This window comes from Sphingomonas sp., from assembly GCF_036402235.1.
Classification (GTDB): Bacteria; Pseudomonadota; Alphaproteobacteria; order Sphingomonadales; family Sphingomonadaceae; genus Sphingomonas.
In genome coordinates this window covers 28,381-48,944 of the sequence record NZ_DASWTG010000044.1, presented here as the reverse complement: position 1 = coordinate 48,944, position 20,564 = coordinate 28,381, and the positions used below count along the sequence as shown (strand labels likewise).

Below are 20,564 nucleotides of genomic sequence, written 5' to 3'. Positions count from 1 at the left end.
GTCACCAGACTTCCTTTCCGGTCAGCGCGGCCAGCAGGTCACGCATTACTTGGCGTCCCTCCGGCGTGAGCTTGAGGAACTTCTCGCGGTTGTCCGCCGGGTTTTCCTCCCGGTAGAGCCAACCTAGACCCTCGGCGTTGTTCGTGGTCCGGCGGCGCCGAACGCCCCCGAGGAACAGCTTGTAGGTCGTATGCATGGATCGGTTCAGATGTCCGCCTGCCGCCTCTCGAATGTCCGAGAACCGAGCCGGCTTTCCTGCCAGGTCGGCGAGGGCGGCGAGTAGGAAGAAACTAGCCTGCGCGATTGTCGTTCGCTCCGGCATCATCTCCCCGAGCCGGATCAGCGCGGCCGAGAAGTCGCCAAACTCGGCCACGTGCTGCCCTAGCTTGCTCGAAGGCGGGCGCCCCTTGCGCGGGGCCGTCTCCGTAGCGTTCATTAACATGATCTCCCTTTCCCGGCGGACTCAAGCCGCCGAACGTGTCGTTAGCGGGTTCGGGTCCCGCTGTCATACGCATTTCGTTAATGTTCATATGTTCCCGCTCCGTTCTCGATGGAACCCTTCGAGCAGGCGAAATCCAACATTGCAACCCCAGCGGTTTTTCTCACCGCTCCCCAGCAGTAGCGCACGGAAGATAGTTCGCCCAGCCCAATAGTTGGCTACAGCCAACCTTCGGGATTAGTCCATCAAAGACAGTTTCCGCTCGTCCCGTTCCGAGGCCCGTCGGTCGTCCCCGTCACGATCTCGGTCGAGTGCGTCCCACACGGCATCCTCGAAGTCCCTCGGGGTGATCCCAAGGTCGAGCAGCATCTCGCGGGCGACCTCCGGGAACTCCACGATGGCGTCGAGCATGTCCTCCATGCCGTGGTATTCGCCCCGGCGCTGCGTCCGGCGCGGCTCCCATTGCTGCCAATAGTCGTCCTCGATCTCCGCCGGATCGCGTGCGACGACCAGGGCGTTCACGTCGAGTCGCATCAGTTCGTCGAGCAGGGCTTCCGCAAAGTAGACCGAGAGTGTTTCGCGGGGGCCGTGCTGGCCGTGGTAGCCGACCGAGATGTTCGTACATTCCGGCACGACCCCGGCATATTCGTTCGTGTCGGTGTAGACCCCGCCGTCATCGGCCCGCATGTCGAGGAACCCCCGCGCATTGACCTGCGCCGCGAAACTGGCGGCGAACTCATCGGACGCGGTGCGCGCGCCGAGCTGGTGCGTGATGATGTCCCGCTCTCCGGCGCGGTCGAGCGCAATCGCGATCTGGATGCCGTCGAGGATTTGCGGTTCCTTGTCGGCGATATGGCGGGAACCGAGACAGCCGACCTCCTCGCCCCGATGGAAGACATAGCGGCCCGGACGGCCCGCCTTGAGCATCTCCAACATCATCCAGACGCCGACACCGTCATCCGCGCCGAGAGACATCCCCGGCTTGCCCTTGGCCAGCGAGACGACCCCGCTGTCGCTGTCGAACGCGAGCATCTGGCATTGCCCTTTGGCCGCGACGGTGTCGATGTGGCAGGACCACATGACATGCGGGGCGGCTTCGCCGGCGTCGATCCAGCGATTTCCGAAGGCGTCGGCCTGCATCCCCGGCACGCTGTCGAGGAACTCGCGGGCAAAGCGCCGCTCGATCTCGCTGTCATGCGGGCGCGCCCACGAGAGGATTTCGAGCAGGCGCTCGCGGCGCGTGAGATTGACGGTCATGGTATTTTCCTTGGGATGGTGGAGGTTTCAGGCAGCGACCGCGAGGACATCGGCGATCGTCGTGGGGGCCGGAAGGTGCGCCGGTTGGACGAGGTAGGTGACGAGGGGATATTGCGCGCCGAGGACGGCCGCGGTGGCGTGAGCTTCGCACTCGGTCCCGATGTAGCGATAAAGGCGGGAGCCGGTCTCGGCCGCGGAGAGCGCCACCTCAAACCAGACTGTTTCGCCTTGGTGGCGTCCCCAAGTGCGGAACTCGCCTGTCTCGACGGTTGGCATTTCGACAGGCAGCGGCGCCTGACCAGCACTCTCGGTCTCCACCGCGGTCACTCGCGGCTCCCCGCCGTTCTCCTCGCGGTGGCCGTGGCAACTCTCACAGAGGTAGTCACCAACCATGTCGTCCGTGCGGAACGTCTCGCTGCAATCCTCGCAATCGAAGGTGTCGTCGCGGTCGAAGTAGGAGCCGTCGATCTCGACGATTTCATCTACGCAACGCTCCAGGCAGGCGGTCCGTTCATAGGAAGCGTTCATGCCCGGCTGGACCGTGACGGCGGTGTATCGGTGATCCGAATAGGTCTCATCGGTCAGATCGCAGAAGAACGAGTGATATTCGGCGCAACCGCTGCACCAGGTCTCATAGTTCCCACCCCACGAGTCACTCACGCGGACCTGCGAGGTGTCATCGTCATCGCAGCGATCCTCGCAATGCTCGCACGTCGCGCGATCGTCCTCGGTCACGCCGTTCGTCTGACGGGTGCAGAGGTCTCCCTCGCCGAGCCGGATGAACTCGCCATCCTCGCGCGCCGACGAGCAGTCATCGACGTAAGGCATCACGAACCCGTAGTTCGCCTCGATCTTGCGGATGCGTGCGCCATCGATCTCGCCTTCGCGATACCCCGCCGCTTCCAACAGCTCGCGCAGAACGCCACCGCCAGCGCCCCCGCCGTAGATCGTCGAGAACACTTTGCGCTCCGGCCAGACCACCGCGCGTTGCTTTGCGCCGTCCGAAGGGCCGCAGTAGGCGATGGCGAGGTCCGGGCCAGCGTAAACGCGGGTGGGATGGCAGGGGCCGTCGAAATGCCGCGCTGAATAGGACATGCACGAGGACGGGCCTTTCGTGTAGACCTCCTCGATCTCGTCGGCGTCCTGCGTGATCGTGAGACCCATGTTGCCGGCCATGACCGTCACCTCGGTCGCCCACGTTTCGATCTCCGCCTCGGTCAGCACGTCGGCGAAAAACTTGCGCAGATAGCGCCCCGCGCGGATCGGCGTTTGGATGTCGCGGGCGCCCTTTTGGTCGTCTTGGGTGTAGGCGATCAGGCCCGGCTCTTTGACCGAGAGGAACGCGAAGTGATCGAAGCGCTTGGCTTGATACCAAGGCTCGCGCGCCCACGGTACATCCTCGCGTGTCTCCATCGCGCCGAACTCACGCACCTTCCACACTGGCGCATTGAACAGGAACTTGTGGGTTTCCGGGCAGTGCGTCTGGTAGAACGTCGCTTCGCTGCGCGGCACCTGACCGGACCAGGCAAAGCTCACATCGCGGTTTAGGACGTAGAGCAGCGCGTTTTCTTCGCCGATGGTCTCGACGCTCACAGCGCCCTTGTTCTGAACCTTAGTCATCTCGATTTCTCCTCAATCTCGAACCTATGGGATGGTGGAACTATTGGGCCGCGAGCAGGAAGCGCTCGCCCCCGCTGGTGACATCGATGGCGGTGGAGCCGTCCCACCGCAGGATTGCCGCGACCGTGTTGTGCGCGATCGGGCGATCGAGCAGCGAGCCCGCCTCAAAGAAGCGATAAGCGATCTCGTGGGCGGCGCGCCGCGCGGCGGGGATGGTGGCGACCCGACGCATCTCGGTTAGGGCGGTTTCGTCGGAGCCGTAGAGGCGGCGGCGTTCGATCAAGTAGGGCATTGCGGTTCCTTTGCTCTGGAAGGCGGAAGGGCTGGTCAGAAAATCAATCCGAGAAGCCCGCGAACACCCGCGAACCCTGACGCGGCCTCGCCGGCCATGCCGATCACTGCCCACAGCCAGGTCGCGAGCAAGAGCGGGTGCTGTTTCCGGATAAACTGCAAGAAAGACATACGATTTCCTTTCGCTTGGGATGGTGGAACTATCAGGCCGAGTGCATGATGCACGCGACGGCGCCAAAGACAGCGACGACGGCAGCGAGCAGGGCGAACTCGACGGGATGGATGCGGTTGGCGGCAGCGGGGCGGTTCACAGCGCACCGCGCTGGTGGCAGCGGATGATGGTGCGAGCCATCGCCTCAAGGTAATCGCCGCGCTTGGCATCGCCGATCAGGCGAGTCTCGAACTCGGCATAGTGAATGCGAACGCCATCGGCGAACACGATCTCCCGGCACTCGGCCCCGCTTTCGGCGAGCTTGGCGATGTAGCTGACGCCGTTGGCGTCGTGACGGGTTTCATAATGGTTGGACATGCGATTTCCTTTCGCGTTCGGCAGGATTGCCGGGAGAGCCATGCGGAGCGGGAGGTGCATGGCTCACCGGGCGACCCAAGCGAGCAGGCAGGGAGCCATATGCTCCCCGCCGGTTTCCCCTTCGCACTAGGGGGCGGATCGTGACGTTGATTGTTCGGGAGCTGGTATCTCCCGGCTGGCACGGCCCCCGGTTGAAGTCCGTGCCAGCGTTTAGGACAGAGGCTCCCCCGATCGGCTCGCTTGTCCCGTATTGAGGGTCATGCCAGCGGCCCGAAGTCATGGCTCCCGCTGTCCCTAATCCCGCCCCGATGCTCCCCTCACGTCCGCCGGACAGGGAGCCTCTGACCTCACGCCGCGATCTCGTCGCGCCCTCGCTCGTTCTGGCAAGGGTGGAGGCTGGTGCGCCGCCGGTTTCTTTTTGGCCCGGTGGGAGCCTAAGCTATAGGAGGGATGGTGGAACTATCCCTGCGACTATCCCCTAGCTGCTTTCCTGCTAGGGCGGCGTTCGGCTTGCGCCCCGGTCCCGGCTGACCGTCCCGCTTGGCGTCTCGCCGCTGCGGTGATCCTGAAAATATGGATAGTGGAATTGATTGCAAGCGGAAAAATGCAATTCCGAACAAAAAAATTCAGAAATGGCTGTTTTCTGCGGGTTTGAGCAGCGAAAAAAATGCAGGGCAGGGCCGTTCGGCACGCTGCCAGGGCGCTATCGACGCCCCTCAAATCCCCGCCGGGAACCCCATTATGCCCTACGATGCCCTACGATGCCCTACGGACTCGCTACAGAGGCTTTCCGCCTGCCCGGCATAGATCGGGCCGGATTGCTCTAGGTGCGCTGTAGGGGCCGTTGCAGGGCGTTCTAGGGCATGTTCCCATAGAGCGCTGTCGGCGCGGTGTCGGGGCGTTGCTGGTGCCCTACTGGTGTCTCGCTGGTGCGCTGTCGGTGCGTCGCTGGTGTGTCGAGGGGCGCGGCGAAAAAAGCAGGGCAAAGAGGAAGCGAGAGCGCACGCAGCAAGCCCATCGGCTCCCACCGCACCCCGCCGGCGCCCTTGGCTCGCCCGCATAGTCCCGCAGAGGGGATTTGATTGGCGGATTTCCGCGGGTGCGCGGCAAGTGTGCCGGGGTATCGTGCCGGGGCAGGGCGCGCCGCGCGGTAGGAAAGGCAGGCATCGACCAGCGGCCGAGGCTCTGCCCGGCATTGCGCCCCCTATGGGGGAGTTGCCGATCGACGTTCGCGCGTTTGCCGCTCCGAAAAATTGCACCAAAACCGACGGGTGCCAATTACCCCTGACCTTCGGAGGGATGGATATATAGGATATATCTATAGGGGTGTATCTTAAGGTATCCTCAAGTACCTCCTACAGCTCCCCAAACGTGTCCTTGAGGATGCCCTCGGCTACCTCCTCCTCCAGGCTCTCCATCCCGCAAATCACACTCCCGACCTCCACCTTCATCAGGGCCATGGTCTCCTCGGACACAGGGAAGCCTCGGGTCCCCTTGAGGACCTCCAGCACTGTGTCGAGGGGGAGGGTGATGGCTGCGGTCTGTAGATCGAGCAGGGGGGCCATGGGTGCCTCGTCGGTGCCGTGGGGGTGGAGGAGAGATACACCTCCTCCAGGTCCCCCTCAACGGTCTTGACGACGGAGTCCGCGGCGGGGCAGGGTCGGCCCATGCTCACGGCACTCCTGCTCCTCACCCAAGCCGCCCCGCAACCATCCTCGATCGATCTGTGGCGCACCTGCGTCCTCCGCGAGGTGGACCGCTATGCCGTCCTCGACGAACCCGCCGGCTCCCTCGTGAGTGCCTCGCTGTTGCTCTGCCGGGAGCAGAGGGATGCGGCGAAGGCCGACATCAGGAAGCAGGAGCCGGTCAGGACGGATGCCATGGCCGAGAGCGTGGCCGACCGGGTCGAAGGGACCTTGCGGGAGATCGCCACGAGGCGCCTGCTAGATACGAGGCTGGCGGCGCGCAAGCGATAGCCCTAGATTGCCCGGAGAAGGTCCTTAGGACTCGTTCCGGGCAATCCGGGTGGTAGCCGCCAGAACGCGCTATCGACGTCCTACGGGCCTCCCGCGGCCCCTGCGGGCGCTTAGGGTGGACGGCTTGCGCTCGAAGGAGGAACCGACGGTCCATTGGAGGCGCTTGCGCATGAACTCCTCCATCTCTCTCTGCCGGCGGTCCTCGGCCGCCTTGGCTGCGTCGGCGTTGAGATACTCGACCCAATGTCGGACGCCCATGGAGAGGACGTCGACCATATCGTCATGCCGCAGCGAGCCGCGTGCTTCGGAGATGTGGGTGAGCTGGTAGCAGCCCGAGTGTGCCGCCGGCTGCTTGAGGTCGCTGCGGATCACGGTCTGATCGATGACCAGGCGGTGCTGGCGCATCACCGGCTCCAAGGCCGAGATGATGCGGACCTCCTTCTGGCCCTTCGAGTGGAACCCTTCGATCCGGCAGGGGCGCTGCTGGTTGACGTGGGGTTCGAGGAGCTTGGCGAACATGCCGTCGCCGAAGTTGTCTTCGGTGACGATCAGGTTGACCTCCTCCTCCTTGGCGACCTTCGCCAGCTCGGAGAGGGTCACGTCGCCGTAGCCGTCCCGATAGCCGCCCCAGCGGGTCACGAAGATGTAACCGGCGAGGAACCGAGTGACCACGTAGGTGGTCCGGTCGCGCCCCCGGCCGGAGGGGTCGATGTGCATCGCACACCCGCCGTAGGGCAGATACTCCGGCGCGATGTGCAGCGGGCGGTAGAAGCGGTCTCCGTCGAAGCCGACGTTTTCGATATCGCGGATGAGCTGGTCGGGGCCGGTGCCCCACACGATCCGGGCGGGACCGACCTTGCGGTCGACGTCCAGCACGATGAGGTCGCGCGTCTTGAGAGGATACTTCTCCGCGTCCGACAGGCTCGTGTCGAGCATGAACTGGAGCAGGAAGCCGGCGGCCCGATATTCGTTCTCGCGCTCGACCAGGTCGAGGTCGTGGAAGCGCTTGGGGTCCGTCGGGGCACCCCCGAGCGTGCTGCCGACAGCCTTCGACAGGCTCGGGTCGGCATCCAGATCGACGCGCAGCATGGGCGCCAGGTGATCCCCGTAGGCGGACAACTTGGCCACCGAGGGATACCGGGCGGGCCAGATGCGGACGTCGTAGCCCTTCTCGGGAAGACCGCGATAGATCGAGTTCTCCGACTGCGGCGTTCCGAGGTAGACGATCTCGCCCTCCGGCTTGGTGATAGCCGCATACTCGGCCGTCTTCGCCGACAGCTTCTCGCGCATCGTCTCGGTCTCCGAGTTCTTCGGGACCTCGACGTCGTCGGAGATGGTCAGGTCGGCGCGGGAGCCGGTGAGCTGCCCGACGATCGACATCGCCTTGACCGACGGGGACTTGTCGGGTTTCGCGAGGCCCACGTCGAACGCGAGGGTGGACTGCCGCTGCCCCGGACGGGATCGCAGGTCAGCCCACAGGTCGTCGCCGGCGGGGTGGTCGATGAGCTGCTTGATGAACCCGGCGATCTCGACCGCGAGACTCTCGTTGGCCGAGACGATCGCGACCTTGAGGTCCGGGTTCTTCCACAGCCGCCACACGACATAGGCCGCCGTGATGAAGGTCTTGCCGACCCCGCGGAACGCCTGGATGAAGCGCCGTCGCGGCCCGTTGGAAAGATATCGGGCAATATCTAACTGGACGCGCGTCGGCTCCGGGAGGAGCAGAACGTGCTTCCAGACATACCAGAGGAACTTGAGGAAGCTCCCTTGGAGCTGCTCGACGGCCGTCAATGTGGCCGGAACTCCTGGGCCGCTTCGTCGATATCGAGTGCCCCCAGCGTCTCCGCCAGATTATTCATCGGCTTGTTCGACGCCGGCGCTGTGATCTGGTTGTCCTTGAGGAACTTGAGGGCCTTGTCGATGAGCTGCGGATTGATCGGGACGGGGTTGCCATCCTCATCACGAGCGGCGCGCGCCCGGACCAGCTCGTCCACCAAACTCTCGGCCGCGAGGCCGTGGAGTAGGTCGAGCAGGTCGGCAGACGCGCGGCTCACGGCTTCTTGCCGAACAGGCCCTTGAGGTGATCCCAAAGGTCCCCCGGCGCGCGGCTGGCGACCTCGATCAGGGCCAGCCGGAAGCGCTTTGCGCCCTCAAAGGCGGACATGCCGATGCCGAGCTTGACCGCGTCCTGCACGATGGTCGGCCAGTCAGGGAACAGCGCGAGAAGGGCGCCGCCCGCGTAGTGGCTAACGACGAGACCGACGGCGAACTGGAGAATGCGCTGGGTCCACGGCAAGGCGCCTTGGAAGATGACGCCCAGCGCGGCGCCGATCATGCCGGGAACGAGGCCGGCGAGGAACCCAAGAACGTCGGAGACGAACTGTGGGGGTCCGTGATGAAACATGAAGGTGTCCTGTAGGAGGTGGAGGGGGACGCAGGCTGCGCATCCCCCTCGATTGGTCAGGTGGTCGCGACCACCATCGACGCCAGCGCTTCCGCTGCCATCGCGACGTTCACGCCGTATTCGGCGTCGGTGGCGTTCGCGAAGGCCGGGTGGACCTCGCCGGCTTCGCCGATGTTGATTCCTGCCGTAGCGAGGCCGGTGTCGGTGTCAGTGCCGCTTACCGTGAGCTTCCAACCCATCTGTTCCGACATGAACAGCCCGACCGGAAGCCAGTGGATTTTGCTGTCCCCGCGGTCCCGGATCAGGTTCGCCGCGGCGACCTGCATGTCGTAGTGACCCTCTTTCAGATGCTCGAACTGCGGGCCGAGGCCCCAGGCATCGTGATACAGGATGATCTCGATGTCCGCCGAGTATGCCCGGATGCGGTTCAACAGTGCCGTGAGGCCCGTCGTATAGCCGCCCATGAGACCCTGAAAGAGGTCGTTGGTGCCGAGCGAGAGGATGATGTGAGTCGGGGAGGGGAAGCCGAAGCGCGTCAGGTAGAACCCAAGGTCGAAACGATACCCATTGAAGCTGTCCGCCCCAGCCGAGGCCTTTAGGAACGGATTGTAGCTCATCTTCTCGACGATCTGCGCCGCCGTGAGGGCGAGGTAGGCCGCTTCGCCACCCTCGGCCACTGGCCGCATCGTCGAGTTTACCCCGGGGTCGTAGACCCGTTGGTGTGTGAAGTCGGCTAGGGCTTTGCCGCCCCGCGCCTCGGCCTGATGCACCTCATTGGCACCGCCGTTCCCGTTTCCCCCCGCGTTGTTCCAGTCGCTCGTCAGGATGGTCCCGATGAATTGAGGGGACGCCCCCCGTGCTTCGAGGTTCTGCGCGAGAGCGCCGGCGATCACTTGCTGGCCAAGACTATCTCCTATGATGAGGATGCGCGGCGCTGCGGCGCTGACCCACGGCACAATCGTCGCCGGCATCGTCTTGACGTAGCGGGTGTTCTTCTCGCCCCGCTTGCGGGCGAGAAACTGGATCGTCGAGCCGACGCGATCGGTGTCGATCTCCAGCATCCCCGCACCCTCGCGGAGCAGCGAGTGCTTCGGGGGGTGCGCAAGGCTACCGAGGGAGAACACGACGGAGTCGCGATCGATGCGCTTGGACGCGGAGTTCGCCAGGAACAGCGACAGCGGGCGGCCCTCCGTGGCGCAGAACTCGTCTGGCCACAGGAAGTCGACGGCCAACGCGGGGTCGGCGCCGCTTCCGATGGCCTCTTCGAGAACCTCAATGCGCTCCTCCAAGGCAGCCGGATCGACGACCTGACGTTGCAGCACGCGGGAATAGAAGGCATGGTCCGGGGCGCCTCCGAGTCCGTTCCAGTCAGTTCCGAACAGCTTCGCCCAGCCCTGCTTGCGGCCTGCCCCGGAGTAGCTGCCGGACGCAATTACCACCGTTCCTCGTCCGAAGTTCATGGAGGCGTTAGAGCCGTCCTTGACGTCAATTACGGGAACGTAGGCGTAGCCGTCCTCCGCCGCCGGCTCCTCCGGGAACACTAGGCGAGCGTTCTCCCACTGACCGGCGGGAAGCCCGGCGGTAAGGCCAAGAGACGCCACAGTGAGATCGAACGGGGGGATGACCTCCTCCCAGCCAGCGTCAGCCGTAGGTCGGTCGTTGATATAGGGCGACGACAGGGCGCACCGCAGGAGCGTGATGGTGAGCTTAGAGGCCCCGGAAAGAAGCTGTAGGCGGACGTCCCATCCAGAAATCAGCGCACCGGGTTCGATATCGCTGTCAGCGCCCCCGCAGTCGAACGCGCCGGGGGACAACATACGGGCCGCGCCGAACGAGGTATCCGGCCATGCGCCATTGTCGAGTGGCTCGACGCGCTCTGCCAGCGCATTGAAGCCGCGCGTGAGGCTGCTTTGGAACTCGTCGTAGACAGCCTGTGCCGCCTCGGCGTAGCTCCGGGCAAGCGCGATTTTGAGGAAGGACACCGACGGGGTGACTTCCACGGCAACGTTCGCCTGGTTCTGGAACCGGGCAACCTGCTCGTCGTCGCTTGCGTGGTCCGTGTAGTAGAACTCGCCGGATGCGACGAGATAGCCGCCAATGGCGTTGACGGTCGCGCCGGTCAGCCCGGCGATCGACGAGAGGTCGACCGTGCCGATGGTGAGCGAGTCGCCGAGGTAGAGGCCGGGGGCGGCCACGCCCACCGCTGCTACTGCGCCGCCGGCGACGATCACGCGAACATAGGCGTCGACCGAGAGGTTGCCGCCCGAGAGCGGGACCGCATAGCTGCCATCCGCTCCCCCGCTGCCGGCAGCGCCGATGGTGGCCCCGGTGAGGCCCTGCGGGACATCCCCCCGCGCGCCAGGGTAGAACTGCCGAGTGATGGCAACGCCCTGCACCGTGTTGACGTCGTCCTCGATTGTCGCCCGCGCCGCCTCGACGGCCGCGCGATCGGCGGCGACGGCGGCTCCGGCTTCGGCCACGTCGTCCGCGATACCCTCCGCCTCGTCGCGAAGCGTCTGGAGCGCTTGCAGGGCGGCGGTGGCGTCCTCGATGAACTCGCCGGCATTGTTGGGGACCCCGACGAGCTTACCGTCGACGAGACCAAGGACCTGCCCGGCCTCAACGCCTCCCAAGGTGAAGCCCTCTTGTCCCTCCGGGGCCATGACGGCGCGCTGCTTGGTATCCTCGACATCGTCGGAGACCTCCTCGACGCGCCGGAAGATTTGCTCATCGGCGCGGTTGAGGTCCTCGTCGGACAGAACCGCGGAGTTCTCGAAGACCACGTCGCGGCTCGTGAAGGGGGTCTTGCGGAAGATGCGGACGGCCGCGCCGATGGCGGGCGCTGGGGTGATGCGGGCTGTCGCGGGGTTGTCGAGAGTGAATTCCGTCTCCACACCATCGACGGCGACGTGGAGGTCAATGTCCCCCGCCTCGTAGACAAACGGGATCGCGAAGGTGACGGTCGAGCCGTCACCCACGTAGGTTACTTGGGTTGCCATTGTGTCCTTTGGGGGAGGGGCGAGCGCCTCCATCCCACAGGACAGGGGCGCTACAGCCGGTCAGCCTCGGGGAGGCCAGTCGCTTCGATTTCCTGCCGGACCATGTCGCGGGCCTGCGAGCGATCCGCGCCGGCCTCGATGTAGTCTTGCAGGGATTTGTAGGCTGTCCGGTTGGACAGGTAGGTGAGGTCGCGGGACTCCATCAGCTCACGCGCCGGTTCGTTGAACTGGCCCATGACTTCGACGACGGCGTCCTGCTTCTGGTCCTTCGACGGCAACGACTGGAACCACGGGTCAGCGAACAGGTTCGCCAGCGCCATCTCCATCGTCTCGCCATCGTCGTTGACCGCTTCCTTGGCGCGGAGCCGCCGCAGCTCGGACAGCTCCTCACTCGTCAGATCGAACCCGGATGGGTCCGCCTTCTTGAGGTTGGTGATGTCGATATCGAGCGCGCGGAGCTGACGCTTCACGTCGCTGATCGGGGCGCCGTTGTTGGTGTTCTCGTTGCCGATCGCCACGCCCATCGTGCGTGCCTCGACGGCGTCTCCGAGGGGGTCTCGCCGGGGAGCCAGGTACAGACCTGCGCCGGGGATCGCCCGGAGCATGTTGTCCATCCACCCAATGACCTCGGGCGATTGCCCGCTGATCGTGTCGTTGATCTGGCGCGAGGTGCCAGAGACCGGGATCGCTCGCGTTAGGGCACCGACGGCGAGCCTGTTCAGCCCATCGACCACCCGGCCGCCGTCCCGCTGGAATGCCACGTCGACGAAGTCCTTGACCCCGGAGAGATAGGACTTCTCCAGCAGGCCGTCTTGGATCGCCAGCATTCCGATCTGGAGCGCCGTGTGGAAGCCCTGCGCTGCGTCGTATTCGGTGCCGTCCTTGAACCCGGCGCGGAGCGCCTGGCCCAAGAAGCCGCCGATGGTGAGCGTGAGGGCGAACGGATCGAGCCGGCCGATCTCCATGTAGGAGCCGTCGGGGAGCTGCACGCGGTTCGGAGGGCCAGCCTCCAGCGAGGCCGAGCCGTTCCAAGAGCCGTTCGTGACGACCAGCCCACCGGATAGCCCGAGGACCATGCCGGCGCCGATCATCATCCCGCCGATCTCCATCCGGGCCTTCGCGAGTTCCGCTTCGGGTCCACCTGCTTGCAGCACGCGGCGGATTTCGTCCGCCTTGCCGCCCCACGGGGTATAGGAGACCAGACCGCGCTCGAAGATGCGGATCGGGGTGTTGATGTAGGGGAGGAGGACACCCTCGACCTGACCGAGACCTGCCACGCGATCGAGACCGCGCGCGGCTGTGGCCGAAGCCCGGCCGGCGACCGTCTGCGGCCCGTCCATGAACAGGATTGCGTCGGCCTCCTTCTCGACGGCCCGCTCTCGCGCGACCAAGAATTGCATCTCATCGTCGAGGTCCTCTCCCTTGAGCAGGGCGGCCTCCACGCGGTCGAGGATGTTCGAGTTGGGAAGCTCCGCCAGCTCCTTCGCGCGGTGCTTTGCGTATTCCAGCAGGTCGTCGCCGATCATGCCGGCATCGATGCCCTCGCGGATCGCGAAGCGCGCGCTCTCGGCGAGCGTTTGCTTGACCCGGACGAACTCGCGGCCCCAATCGTCGATCGCGCCGGTGAACATCCGAACGGATGCCGTGCCGGCGGCGTCGATGGTGTTGAGCGTGACCGCCTTGGCCTTCTCCAGGTGGTAGACGATGTTGCCGAACCCGCCACCACCTTCGACCTCTGCCGACGTCAGGCGGGGGCCTGTCTTGTCCTCGCGGAGCTTGGGCGGCGAATAGCCGTCGGCGAGCATTGCGGCGCGCTGCCCCGCGGCGACATCGGAGACCTTCCCGGTCCCCCAACCAACCCGCGCGACACTTTCGACGTCGCCCCAAAACTCCCACTTGGCCCGCGACAGGAGTGCCGAGAGACCTCGACGGTGCGCGTTCCAGTAGACCCCGTTGACGATCTTGCGCTCCAGATCGAGCGCCATCGCCTCGGGCAGCTTGCCCGCTTGACGGAGTCGGTGGGAGGCCCAGCGGCTCGCCGCAACGTGGCGGAAGAAGTCGTGGCCGATGAACGAGATGGTGTTGAACAGAGCCGTGGCAGGCGTCAGCGCGTTGGAGCGCAAGAACGTCGTCACGCTGTTCATGGCCTTGCGGTAGGTGCTGAACTGCTTTGCCGCCTGCGCATCGACCAGGACGTCCACCACTTCCGCGGCATCGTCGAGGGTGCGTAGCCGGGCCAGCAGATCGCCAAGCTCCTTGTCGCCAAGCTCCTTCAACGAGTCATCGACCCGCTTGCGGATCGCCTCGATGCTGTCGAGCGACATCACGTCGTCCGCAATGTCCTCGGCCATGAGCTTTGATGGGCGGTTCGCCAGCGAGCCGAGGTTGCGACCGAAGGCGGACTTGATGCCGTTCGCGAGCGTCAGCATGTGCGCTGACTTGGTGATGACGTCGGCGAGCTGTTCGCGTGCGCCGGTCTCACCAGCGAGGACCTTCGGGAGCAGATCGGTGCGCGCACGGACGAGCTGAACGCCCGCCAAGAGCTGCGCATGGGTGGCCATGCGGCCGTCGATGAACCCCTTCTGTGCCTTCTGGAGGGCATCCTCCAGATCGCCCATCGTGACCCCGCGCTTGAGCTGCTCGCGGAACTGCGCGTCCTGCGAGGCGAAGGAGACCTTGCCGAGGCCGGCCTTCTTCGCGATCTCCTCGGACGCTTCCTCCAACAGCTCGATTGCCGTGAAGACCGTCTCGGGGGTTACGCTCTCGTCGCCAAGGTCGATCCCCAGCAGAGAGCGGAAGTGTGGGTCGTCGACCAGCGTGCCGTCGGCTTCCGCCTTAGACAGGCGGGCGAATACGCCCTGCGCCTGCTCCGCGCTCATCGCGCCAAGCCGCTTGCGGAGCGCCGCGCGCGCCGCGTCGGGGTCCCCGAGGAGTTCTCGAAGGGACAGGAGGGCACCTTCGGCGGGACCGTCTGCGGCCTGCGCGAGGCGAGCTGCATCATCTGCGAGTTCCCCGGACGCTGACGTTGGGCGGATCGAGGGGGTATCGAAGGGGACCTCGGGGGCGAGCTTATTGGGCTTGCCGTGCTTGAACAGGACGCCGAGGCGGCGCCCGCCTGCCACCGCGAGGGGCATGAGGACCCCGCCGATGAACAGGCCCCCGGCCGCGCCGTAAAGTGCGCCCTCAACGCCGCCGCCGACACGACCTTCAAGGGTGTCCTCGTCGGCCGCGCCGATGCCGTAGACTCCGCCGTAGGCGGCACCTCCGCGGGCGATTGAGCCGAGGCTCACGCCGCGGCCCACCTGCCCCAGGACAGGCACGAGGCCGCCGGCGAGCTGGCCGACCATGAACGCGCCGGGCGACTCCTCCTCGATCACCTTCACGGCCTCGCGGTTGCGCCGGAGCGATTCCGAGTAGGAGGGCGCCCGGCCCGTCAGGTATTGAATGCCCGCTGCCGCTTCGTCGAGGAACCCCAGCGTGACCGTGTCGGCGGCACCGGAGGCGAACGCCGCGGCTTCGTCGGCGATGCCGAGCTTGTTCGCGACGGACCACACCGGCCCGAACATCCCCGTCTTGTCGATTGCGTCAGCGACGATTTCGAGGCGCGAGGACTCCCGACGGGGGCTTTGGGGACGTTGACGAGTTTCCCGTTGGGGCGTGGAGGGCGCTGCGGCCTGCTCGAACCAGTCAATCTCCTCGACTTGCTGCGGCATAGGGTTCCTTTGGGATTAGCGGCGGATGTAGCCGCCGAACTGCTGACCCAGCCAAGCCTTCGCGTCGGCATCGACGGACTTGGACATGGCGTTTAGGTCTCCGTCGCCCATCGCTGCGCGCCCGAGGCGCGTCCGCTGCTGGTTGACGTAGTTCTTGATGAGCTGCTCGGCCCGCTTGCGGCCGCCAGGGAAGGGGCCGCGGCTGCCCGAGAGTTGCGCCGGTAGCTGCGCGATCATGCCTGCTTCCATGCGGTCAAGGCGTTCCTGCGTGTCGATATAGGCCGGCGTCTGCTGGCGCACGTCGACGATCGCTCCGAGTTCAGCCCGCACGGTGCCAACCACCGACCGTCGGACGTCGGGGTCCGAGATGGTGGGGGCGAGTTCGAGCAGCCGGCGCGAGGCGTCAGGAACGGAGAGGTTCCCGCCGTAGACCGGACCCATGAACTTCTCGACCAAGCGCTGCGCGCGGGTCGCGGCGTTCTTCTCCTCGCGGCGTTCTGCGCGATCGATCGCGGCGAGCCGCCGATCCTCCTGCGCAAGCGCGCGGTTCTCGTCAGCCTCGATCTGGCCAAGCAGGCTCGCCGCCTGCGAGGCGTCGATCTGATCGTTCCGCCGGGCGTCGAGGATTTCCTTCTTGGTCGGATAGGCGCCGATGCCGTTGATGCGATCGAGCAACCCGCCCGCCGCCTCGTCCTGCGCCTCGGCCTTCTTGCGCTCCTCACGGGACTTGATGCGAGTCTGCATCCCGTTGAGGTATTCGCGGACGCGGAGACGCTCGGAACGGTTCAGCGCGTATGCGCCGCCGACCTCAAGGCCGGCCGTGTCCACACCGAACTCACCTTCACCAGGCACCTTCGGGGCCATCGGAGCGCCCTCGCTGGTGGCCTGCTGGAGGCTCCCGAGATACTCCGACGCCGCCACGGCGGTCTTACCGCCCTTGCGGACGGTGACGTGGGCGTGAGGGCCGGAGCTGCGGCCGGTGTTGCCGGAGAGACCGAAGACGGTCCCGGCGGTGATCTTGTCGCCCTGCGATACGCTCTGGACGGACAGGTGGGCGACCCCGAGGGTGTCGCCGTTGGCGAGCCGCAGGAGAACCTGCCGGCCCCCGCGCTCATTCGTCCAGACCTTCTCGACCGTGGCGTCCATCGGGGCGCGTAGCTGCGTGCCGACGGCCATCGGGAAGTCTTCGCCGTTGTGCGCGCCGGAGGCGCGCTTGGCGCCCATGCCGGAGCTGACGCGGGCGGAGGCAAAGCCCTCGAACAGGGGAACCGCGGGGGCCACGACGGACGCCGGGATAGCGACCTCCGCGATTGTCCCTTCGTCCTCCAGAGCGGCCGCCGAGGGTCCACGGGGGGCGTTCAGCAGTCCCCGGACAATAGCCTCGGCGCGTGCCGGATCACTCTCCTCGGTCTCCGCCGCGATCTCCATCACGCCGGCCACGAGTGCCTCTTTGGCGGCCTTTCGGTCTGCCGTGGGCGGGAGCATGGCCATCGCCTCCTCGACGTCCACCGACAGCCCGGCACGGATGCGGGACTGGATGGTGGCAACCGAGTTGTCGATCGCTTCCTCGTTCATGCGCTTCTCGACGGCCGCCATGGCGCCGTCGCGCATCGTTGCGCGGTTCCGCTGGATTTCGCCGGCGAGCCAGCGGGTTGTCTCGGGGGACCCGAAGTCCTTGACGGTGCCGTCCTCGTTGAGGGCGTAGCCGCGGAACTGCTGGTCGAAGTAGGCGTCCAGCTCGGCCTCCCGCTCGGCGGGATCGGCGCTGGTTTGCTTCTCGATGATGGCGCGTGCGCCTTCGTCGATGTCGCGGAGATGCTTATACCAGGAGGACTTTGTGCGACCGTCGGTGACAGAGCTACGATAGGCCGCGCTCTTGGCCATCTTGGCCTCGTCCACCTTGCCGGCGGCCTCGTCGATCGCGCCCTGCGCGGTGTTCGCGTTGGACTCCTCTTGGAAGCGCTGGTCGGCATATGCCTTGAAGCTCGACGCCGCGTCCTCGGCTCCGCCGAAGATACGCCGGAGCTGCTCCGCGCCGCCGACATCGCCGCGCTGCGCCGACCGCATGTCCGCGTTGACCTGCCGCTGGGGCGCTTCGGTGTTCCGCCGGGACGGGATGATGCCCTCTCGGCGATCGACAGGGCGGTCCTGCCGAGTTTCACGCGCCCGCGTGCGGGACAGATCAGCCATTCTTCACCTTGATCTTCGCGCCTTGGATGTCGGACCAGCCGCCCGCCGCAGCGGTGGCCAGGTTCAGGCCCACCCCGAGCGCCGTGGGTTGCTGGATGCGGGAGAGCATCGAGCTGGCCTCCGCCTCGTTGGCGCGGTGCCGGCTCTCCATGTTGGCGAGGGTTCGATCCCTTGCCAGCTCCATCTGCATGGCGCTATCCATGAGCAGGCCCTCGACGGACCCCGACTCCAGCGACAGCCCTGCCTCGCCAGCAGCAGCACGGATGCGAGACTGCTCGCGGCGCGCGCCGCGCATCTGGTCGAACAGCTCCGCCGAAGCGGCCTGCCGGTTCTCTTCGCGCACAGCCGCGCGCTGCTCGTTGATGGCCTTGGTTTGCGCCTTGGCCGTGTTGATCGCCGCGATGGACTGCGCGCCCGCGCTGGCGACCGCGATGGTCGTCGTGACGATCGCCGCCGTAACAGGGTCACACATGGTTGATCCTCGCGAAGGTGTGGAAGGGGCGGCGCTGGGGGCCGTGTTCGGGGTGGGATGCAAGGAGGCGGAACCCTCCCCAGCGGAGCCATCGCATCGAGACCGTGTTGCGGTCGTCGATGAAGTTCCAAAGCATCCAGTAGGAAGCGTTCAGCTCGTCGAAGTAGCGTCGGGTTCGGCGGGCGATCCCATAGGCTTCCCGCGTGATACCGTCGGTCCCCAGCATCCACACCACGCCCACCCCCGGAAGGGGATGGGGAGCGGCGCCGAACATCGCGACTGGATCGCCGCCGCGGCCGATGACCGCGTAGGCGTGCGAGGATGCTCCTAGGGAGGCTGTGAGGGCATCGAGAGGCGCGAGGTCCGAAGACGCAGCGATCTCGTCAAGGTCCTGCTTCCGCATGTTAGCGGCAAGGTGTTCGATCCACACCGCCGGACAGGCCGTGCGCAGGTCGACAACGTCGATCATCCATGCGCCCGCGAGAAGTAGAAGCCCTCCCACTCCGCCGAGACGAAGGTGGCCGGGCCATGATCGTCAGTCCAGACCGAAACCTGCGCCTTCGACGCATCGCCGTAGACCGTGAAGGTGTAGCTGGCGGTGGCGTTGGCAGGCTGGTTCAGGCGGTTTCCGCTGTCGCCAAGGGTTCGACCGGTGAACTGCGCGCGCTTGACGATGTTCTGCTGGGAAGGCGAGTCTTCCCCGAGATCACCGTAGGGCTTCACCTCGGCCACGAAGGACCCGGTGAGCGCGTAGTTGACCGTGAAGGTGCGCAGCTGGAGCCGCCCCGTGGCGAGCGGCTGGTTCTGATAGTTCACCGGATATTGTCGGGAGAACACGATATGCGACCGGAAGCGCTCGCCGAGGCAGCAGGTGGACACCGACTCGTCGCCGGGGACGGAGACCGTGTCGCTGCCCGTCCACTCGTAGAGGTCCGGGTTGATGCGCCCGCCGGGAGCCGTGGGGTGTTCCTCGCCGCGCACGATCAGCACGCGGTCAGTGTCAGCCGAGTAGGGCAGCTCGAAGGTCGTGCGGCCGGATTCCGCGTCATAGACGCCCTCAAGCGTCACCAGCCGATCCAGATGGACCGGGTAGGGTTGCTGTGGGGGCTTCGCGAGGAGTCGAAGGTCGATCCGCTGGAGTGAAACCTTGGCATCCCGCTCGACCAGGCAGTAGAGCCGTCCGTCGATGTAGGAGGTCGCGAGGACGTCACCGGGCAGCGTCCACCGCCGCCAGCTCGACATCGCCTTCTCGTTCCCGTCCCAATAGAGCTGGTAGACGAACAGGCGCTCGTCGCCGAGGCCGAGGAACAGCGCGTTCAAGTCCGGGGCAGACGACATTGTCCGCACGCCGGCCGGGACCAGCCCTTTGACGTGCGCGGTGATCTCCGCGGCGCTCGTAGCGTCCGCCGTCTGCGGCCGCGTGTATTCCCATGCCGAGGTGCCTCCGGCGCCGTCGGACAGGAAGTAGACCTCCGTGCCGAGGACGGCAGGTCGAACGCGGTTGTTGACCTCGTAGTGGGTGACGGCGCGCACGGCGACCGAGGAAGCCGTCAGGCCGTCCTCGCCGTTTGTGAGGGAGAACTGCGTCTGATCCGAGGTGGCCAGCAGGCCGTCGGAGAAGGCAACCACGTTGCGGAGGATCGAGACCTTGCCGTCCGCGCCCGTCGAGGACGCAGCGACGTCGATCACGTCACCGTCGAGATAGTCGAGGACCGTCGAGCGCCAGAAGTTACCGAAGTCACCCGCGACCGAGAACACGACGTTCTCGTCCGACAGGAACCCAAGGCGGTTCTGATAGAAGAACAGGCCGTTGATCGTGCGGCCGACGAAGGTGGGCCGGGGATTGGTCGCATCGTCGCCGACGCGGCGGGGCGCCCATGAGAATGGTGCAAACGAGAAGGTCCCGTCGGCCTCCCGCACGAGCGCGTGAGGCATCGTAAGGGCGTCGAGGGAGTTCGTGAGGCCGGGGCCGACAGTCTCGTCCCACACCGCGCCGCGCCGAACCACGTAGAAGGACGCGATGGGGGCGGAGCTGGACGCGCCGGACACCTTGTAGAGGGCACCCTCGGCCGCTTCTTCGGGTAGCTTCTCGATCGACGCAACTTCCCCCGTCAGTGTGCCGAGGGTCGGGTTGGGCGGGTATTGATACTCGCCGCCGGTGTAGTAGCCGTCGTCCGGTGGCATGTCCGCCAGGATGCCGTTGGTGGCCTGCGGGCGCGATGAGGGCATCCGGTAATATTCCGGCGGCTCCTCCTCGTCCGCCCCTGCGGGCGCCATCGCGCACACCTTCGAGGTGTTGACGATGAACGTATAGTCCGCCGCGGTGAAGGCTCGGAGGTTCGCGGGATCGCCGGCGATGTATTCGAGGCCGCCGGGGGCGTTGACGGTGCAGGGGGTGCCCGTCTCGTGGTCCCATACGCTGATCTCGCCATCCTTGACGATGACCAGATAGCGCTCCGAGGTGTCCCGGTTGATGTGGTGGACGAAGGCGTCGTCGAGCGGGCCGTCTGCGATCTCCGCAATGAACTCCGTAGGCGGCCGGCGGCCGACGCCGTCGATAAGACGGACCCAGGTGTTGAGTTCGTCCTCGTTCTGATCGAGGGAGCGGAGGATCGGGGGCTGACGCGAGATGCCATTGATGAGCGAGGGCAGAACCCTCGAACGGAGGCTCATG

At 65.9% G+C, this 20,564-nt stretch carries 16 protein-coding genes; 1 reads left to right on the top strand and 15 read right to left on the bottom strand.

What is annotated here, in order from left to right:
- Window position 1: 1 nt before the first annotated feature.
- From VGD28_RS08970 to VGD28_RS08945, 6 genes are all read right to left on the bottom strand, one after another.
- Window positions 2-373, bottom strand: coding sequence for a hypothetical protein (locus tag VGD28_RS08970; RefSeq protein WP_331027998.1), 372 nt, complete (start codon window positions 371-373; stop codon window positions 2-4).
- A gap of 303 nt (window positions 374-676) precedes the next feature.
- Window positions 677-1,696, bottom strand: coding sequence for a M28 family peptidase (locus VGD28_RS08965; RefSeq protein ID WP_331027997.1), 1,020 nt, complete (start codon window positions 1,694-1,696; stop codon window positions 677-679).
- A gap of 27 nt (window positions 1,697-1,723) precedes the next feature.
- Window positions 1,724-3,316 carry a hypothetical protein gene (locus VGD28_RS08960; RefSeq protein ID WP_331027996.1) on the bottom strand — a complete coding sequence of 531 codons (1,593 nt, stop codon included), beginning with the start codon at window positions 3,314-3,316 and terminating at the stop codon, window positions 1,724-1,726.
- A gap of 40 nt (window positions 3,317-3,356) precedes the next feature.
- A complete protein-coding gene (locus VGD28_RS08955; RefSeq protein ID WP_331027995.1) occupies window positions 3,357-3,608 on the bottom strand; it encodes a hypothetical protein in 252 nt (83 codons plus the stop codon).
- A 306-nt stretch (window positions 3,609-3,914) separates the two neighbouring features.
- Window positions 3,915-4,136, bottom strand: a complete 222-nt coding sequence (locus tag VGD28_RS08950; protein ID WP_331027994.1) for a hypothetical protein — start codon at window positions 4,134-4,136, stop codon at window positions 3,915-3,917.
- 1,355 nt (window positions 4,137-5,491) lie between these two features.
- Entirely contained in the window at window positions 5,492-5,701 is a 210-nt protein-coding gene (locus tag VGD28_RS08945; RefSeq protein ID WP_331027993.1) for a hypothetical protein, read from the bottom strand.
- A 102-nt stretch (window positions 5,702-5,803) separates the two neighbouring features.
- Here VGD28_RS08945 and VGD28_RS08940 point away from each other — a divergent pair, with 102 nt between their 5' ends.
- Window positions 5,804-6,112, top strand: a complete 309-nt coding sequence (locus VGD28_RS08940; protein ID WP_331027992.1) for a hypothetical protein — start codon at window positions 5,804-5,806, stop codon at window positions 6,110-6,112.
- A 69-nt stretch (window positions 6,113-6,181) separates the two neighbouring features.
- Here the strand turns inward: VGD28_RS08940 and terL are convergent, their stop codons facing one another.
- The 9 genes from terL to VGD28_RS08895 form a co-directional block, all read right to left on the bottom strand.
- Window positions 6,182-7,903 (bottom strand): phage terminase large subunit, encoded by a 1,722-nt coding sequence (gene terL / locus VGD28_RS08935; protein WP_331027991.1) that lies wholly within the window; start codon window positions 7,901-7,903, stop codon window positions 6,182-6,184.
- The gene (locus VGD28_RS08930; RefSeq protein WP_422663736.1) at window positions 7,900-8,166 is read right to left on the bottom strand and encodes a hypothetical protein; all 267 of its coding nucleotides are present in this window, start codon (window positions 8,164-8,166) and stop codon (window positions 7,900-7,902) included. Before VGD28_RS08930 ends, terL begins: the two co-directional genes overlap by 4 nt.
- Entirely contained in the window at window positions 8,163-8,447 is a 285-nt protein-coding gene (locus VGD28_RS08925; RefSeq protein ID WP_331027989.1) for a hypothetical protein, read from the bottom strand. The genes VGD28_RS08930 and VGD28_RS08925 overlap by 4 nt, the downstream gene beginning before the upstream one ends.
- Window positions 8,448-8,572: 125 nt before the next feature.
- Complete coding sequence (locus VGD28_RS08920; protein ID WP_331027988.1) at window positions 8,573-11,515, bottom strand: phage tail fiber protein; 2,943 nt, start codon at window positions 11,513-11,515, stop codon at window positions 8,573-8,575.
- 50 nt (window positions 11,516-11,565) lie between these two features.
- The gene (locus VGD28_RS08915; protein WP_331027987.1) at window positions 11,566-15,228 is read right to left on the bottom strand and encodes a hypothetical protein; all 3,663 of its coding nucleotides are present in this window, start codon (window positions 15,226-15,228) and stop codon (window positions 11,566-11,568) included.
- Window positions 15,229-15,243: 15 nt separating this feature from the next.
- Window positions 15,244-17,418 (bottom strand): M23 family metallopeptidase, encoded by a 2,175-nt coding sequence (locus tag VGD28_RS08910; RefSeq protein ID WP_331027986.1) that lies wholly within the window; start codon window positions 17,416-17,418, stop codon window positions 15,244-15,246.
- Window positions 17,411-17,890: a virion core protein, T7 gp14 family gene (locus VGD28_RS08905; protein ID WP_331027985.1), complete on the bottom strand. Its 480-nt coding sequence runs from the start codon at window positions 17,888-17,890 to the stop codon at window positions 17,411-17,413. Before VGD28_RS08905 ends, VGD28_RS08910 begins: the two co-directional genes overlap by 8 nt.
- Entirely contained in the window at window positions 17,883-18,359 is a 477-nt protein-coding gene (locus tag VGD28_RS08900; protein ID WP_331027984.1) for a hypothetical protein, read from the bottom strand. The genes VGD28_RS08905 and VGD28_RS08900 overlap by 8 nt, the downstream gene beginning before the upstream one ends.
- On the bottom strand, window positions 18,356-20,563 hold the full coding sequence (locus VGD28_RS08895; RefSeq protein WP_331027983.1) for a hypothetical protein: 2,208 nt from the start codon (window positions 20,561-20,563) through the stop codon (window positions 18,356-18,358). Before VGD28_RS08895 ends, VGD28_RS08900 begins: the two co-directional genes overlap by 4 nt.
- Window position 20,564: the final 1 nt, after the last annotated feature.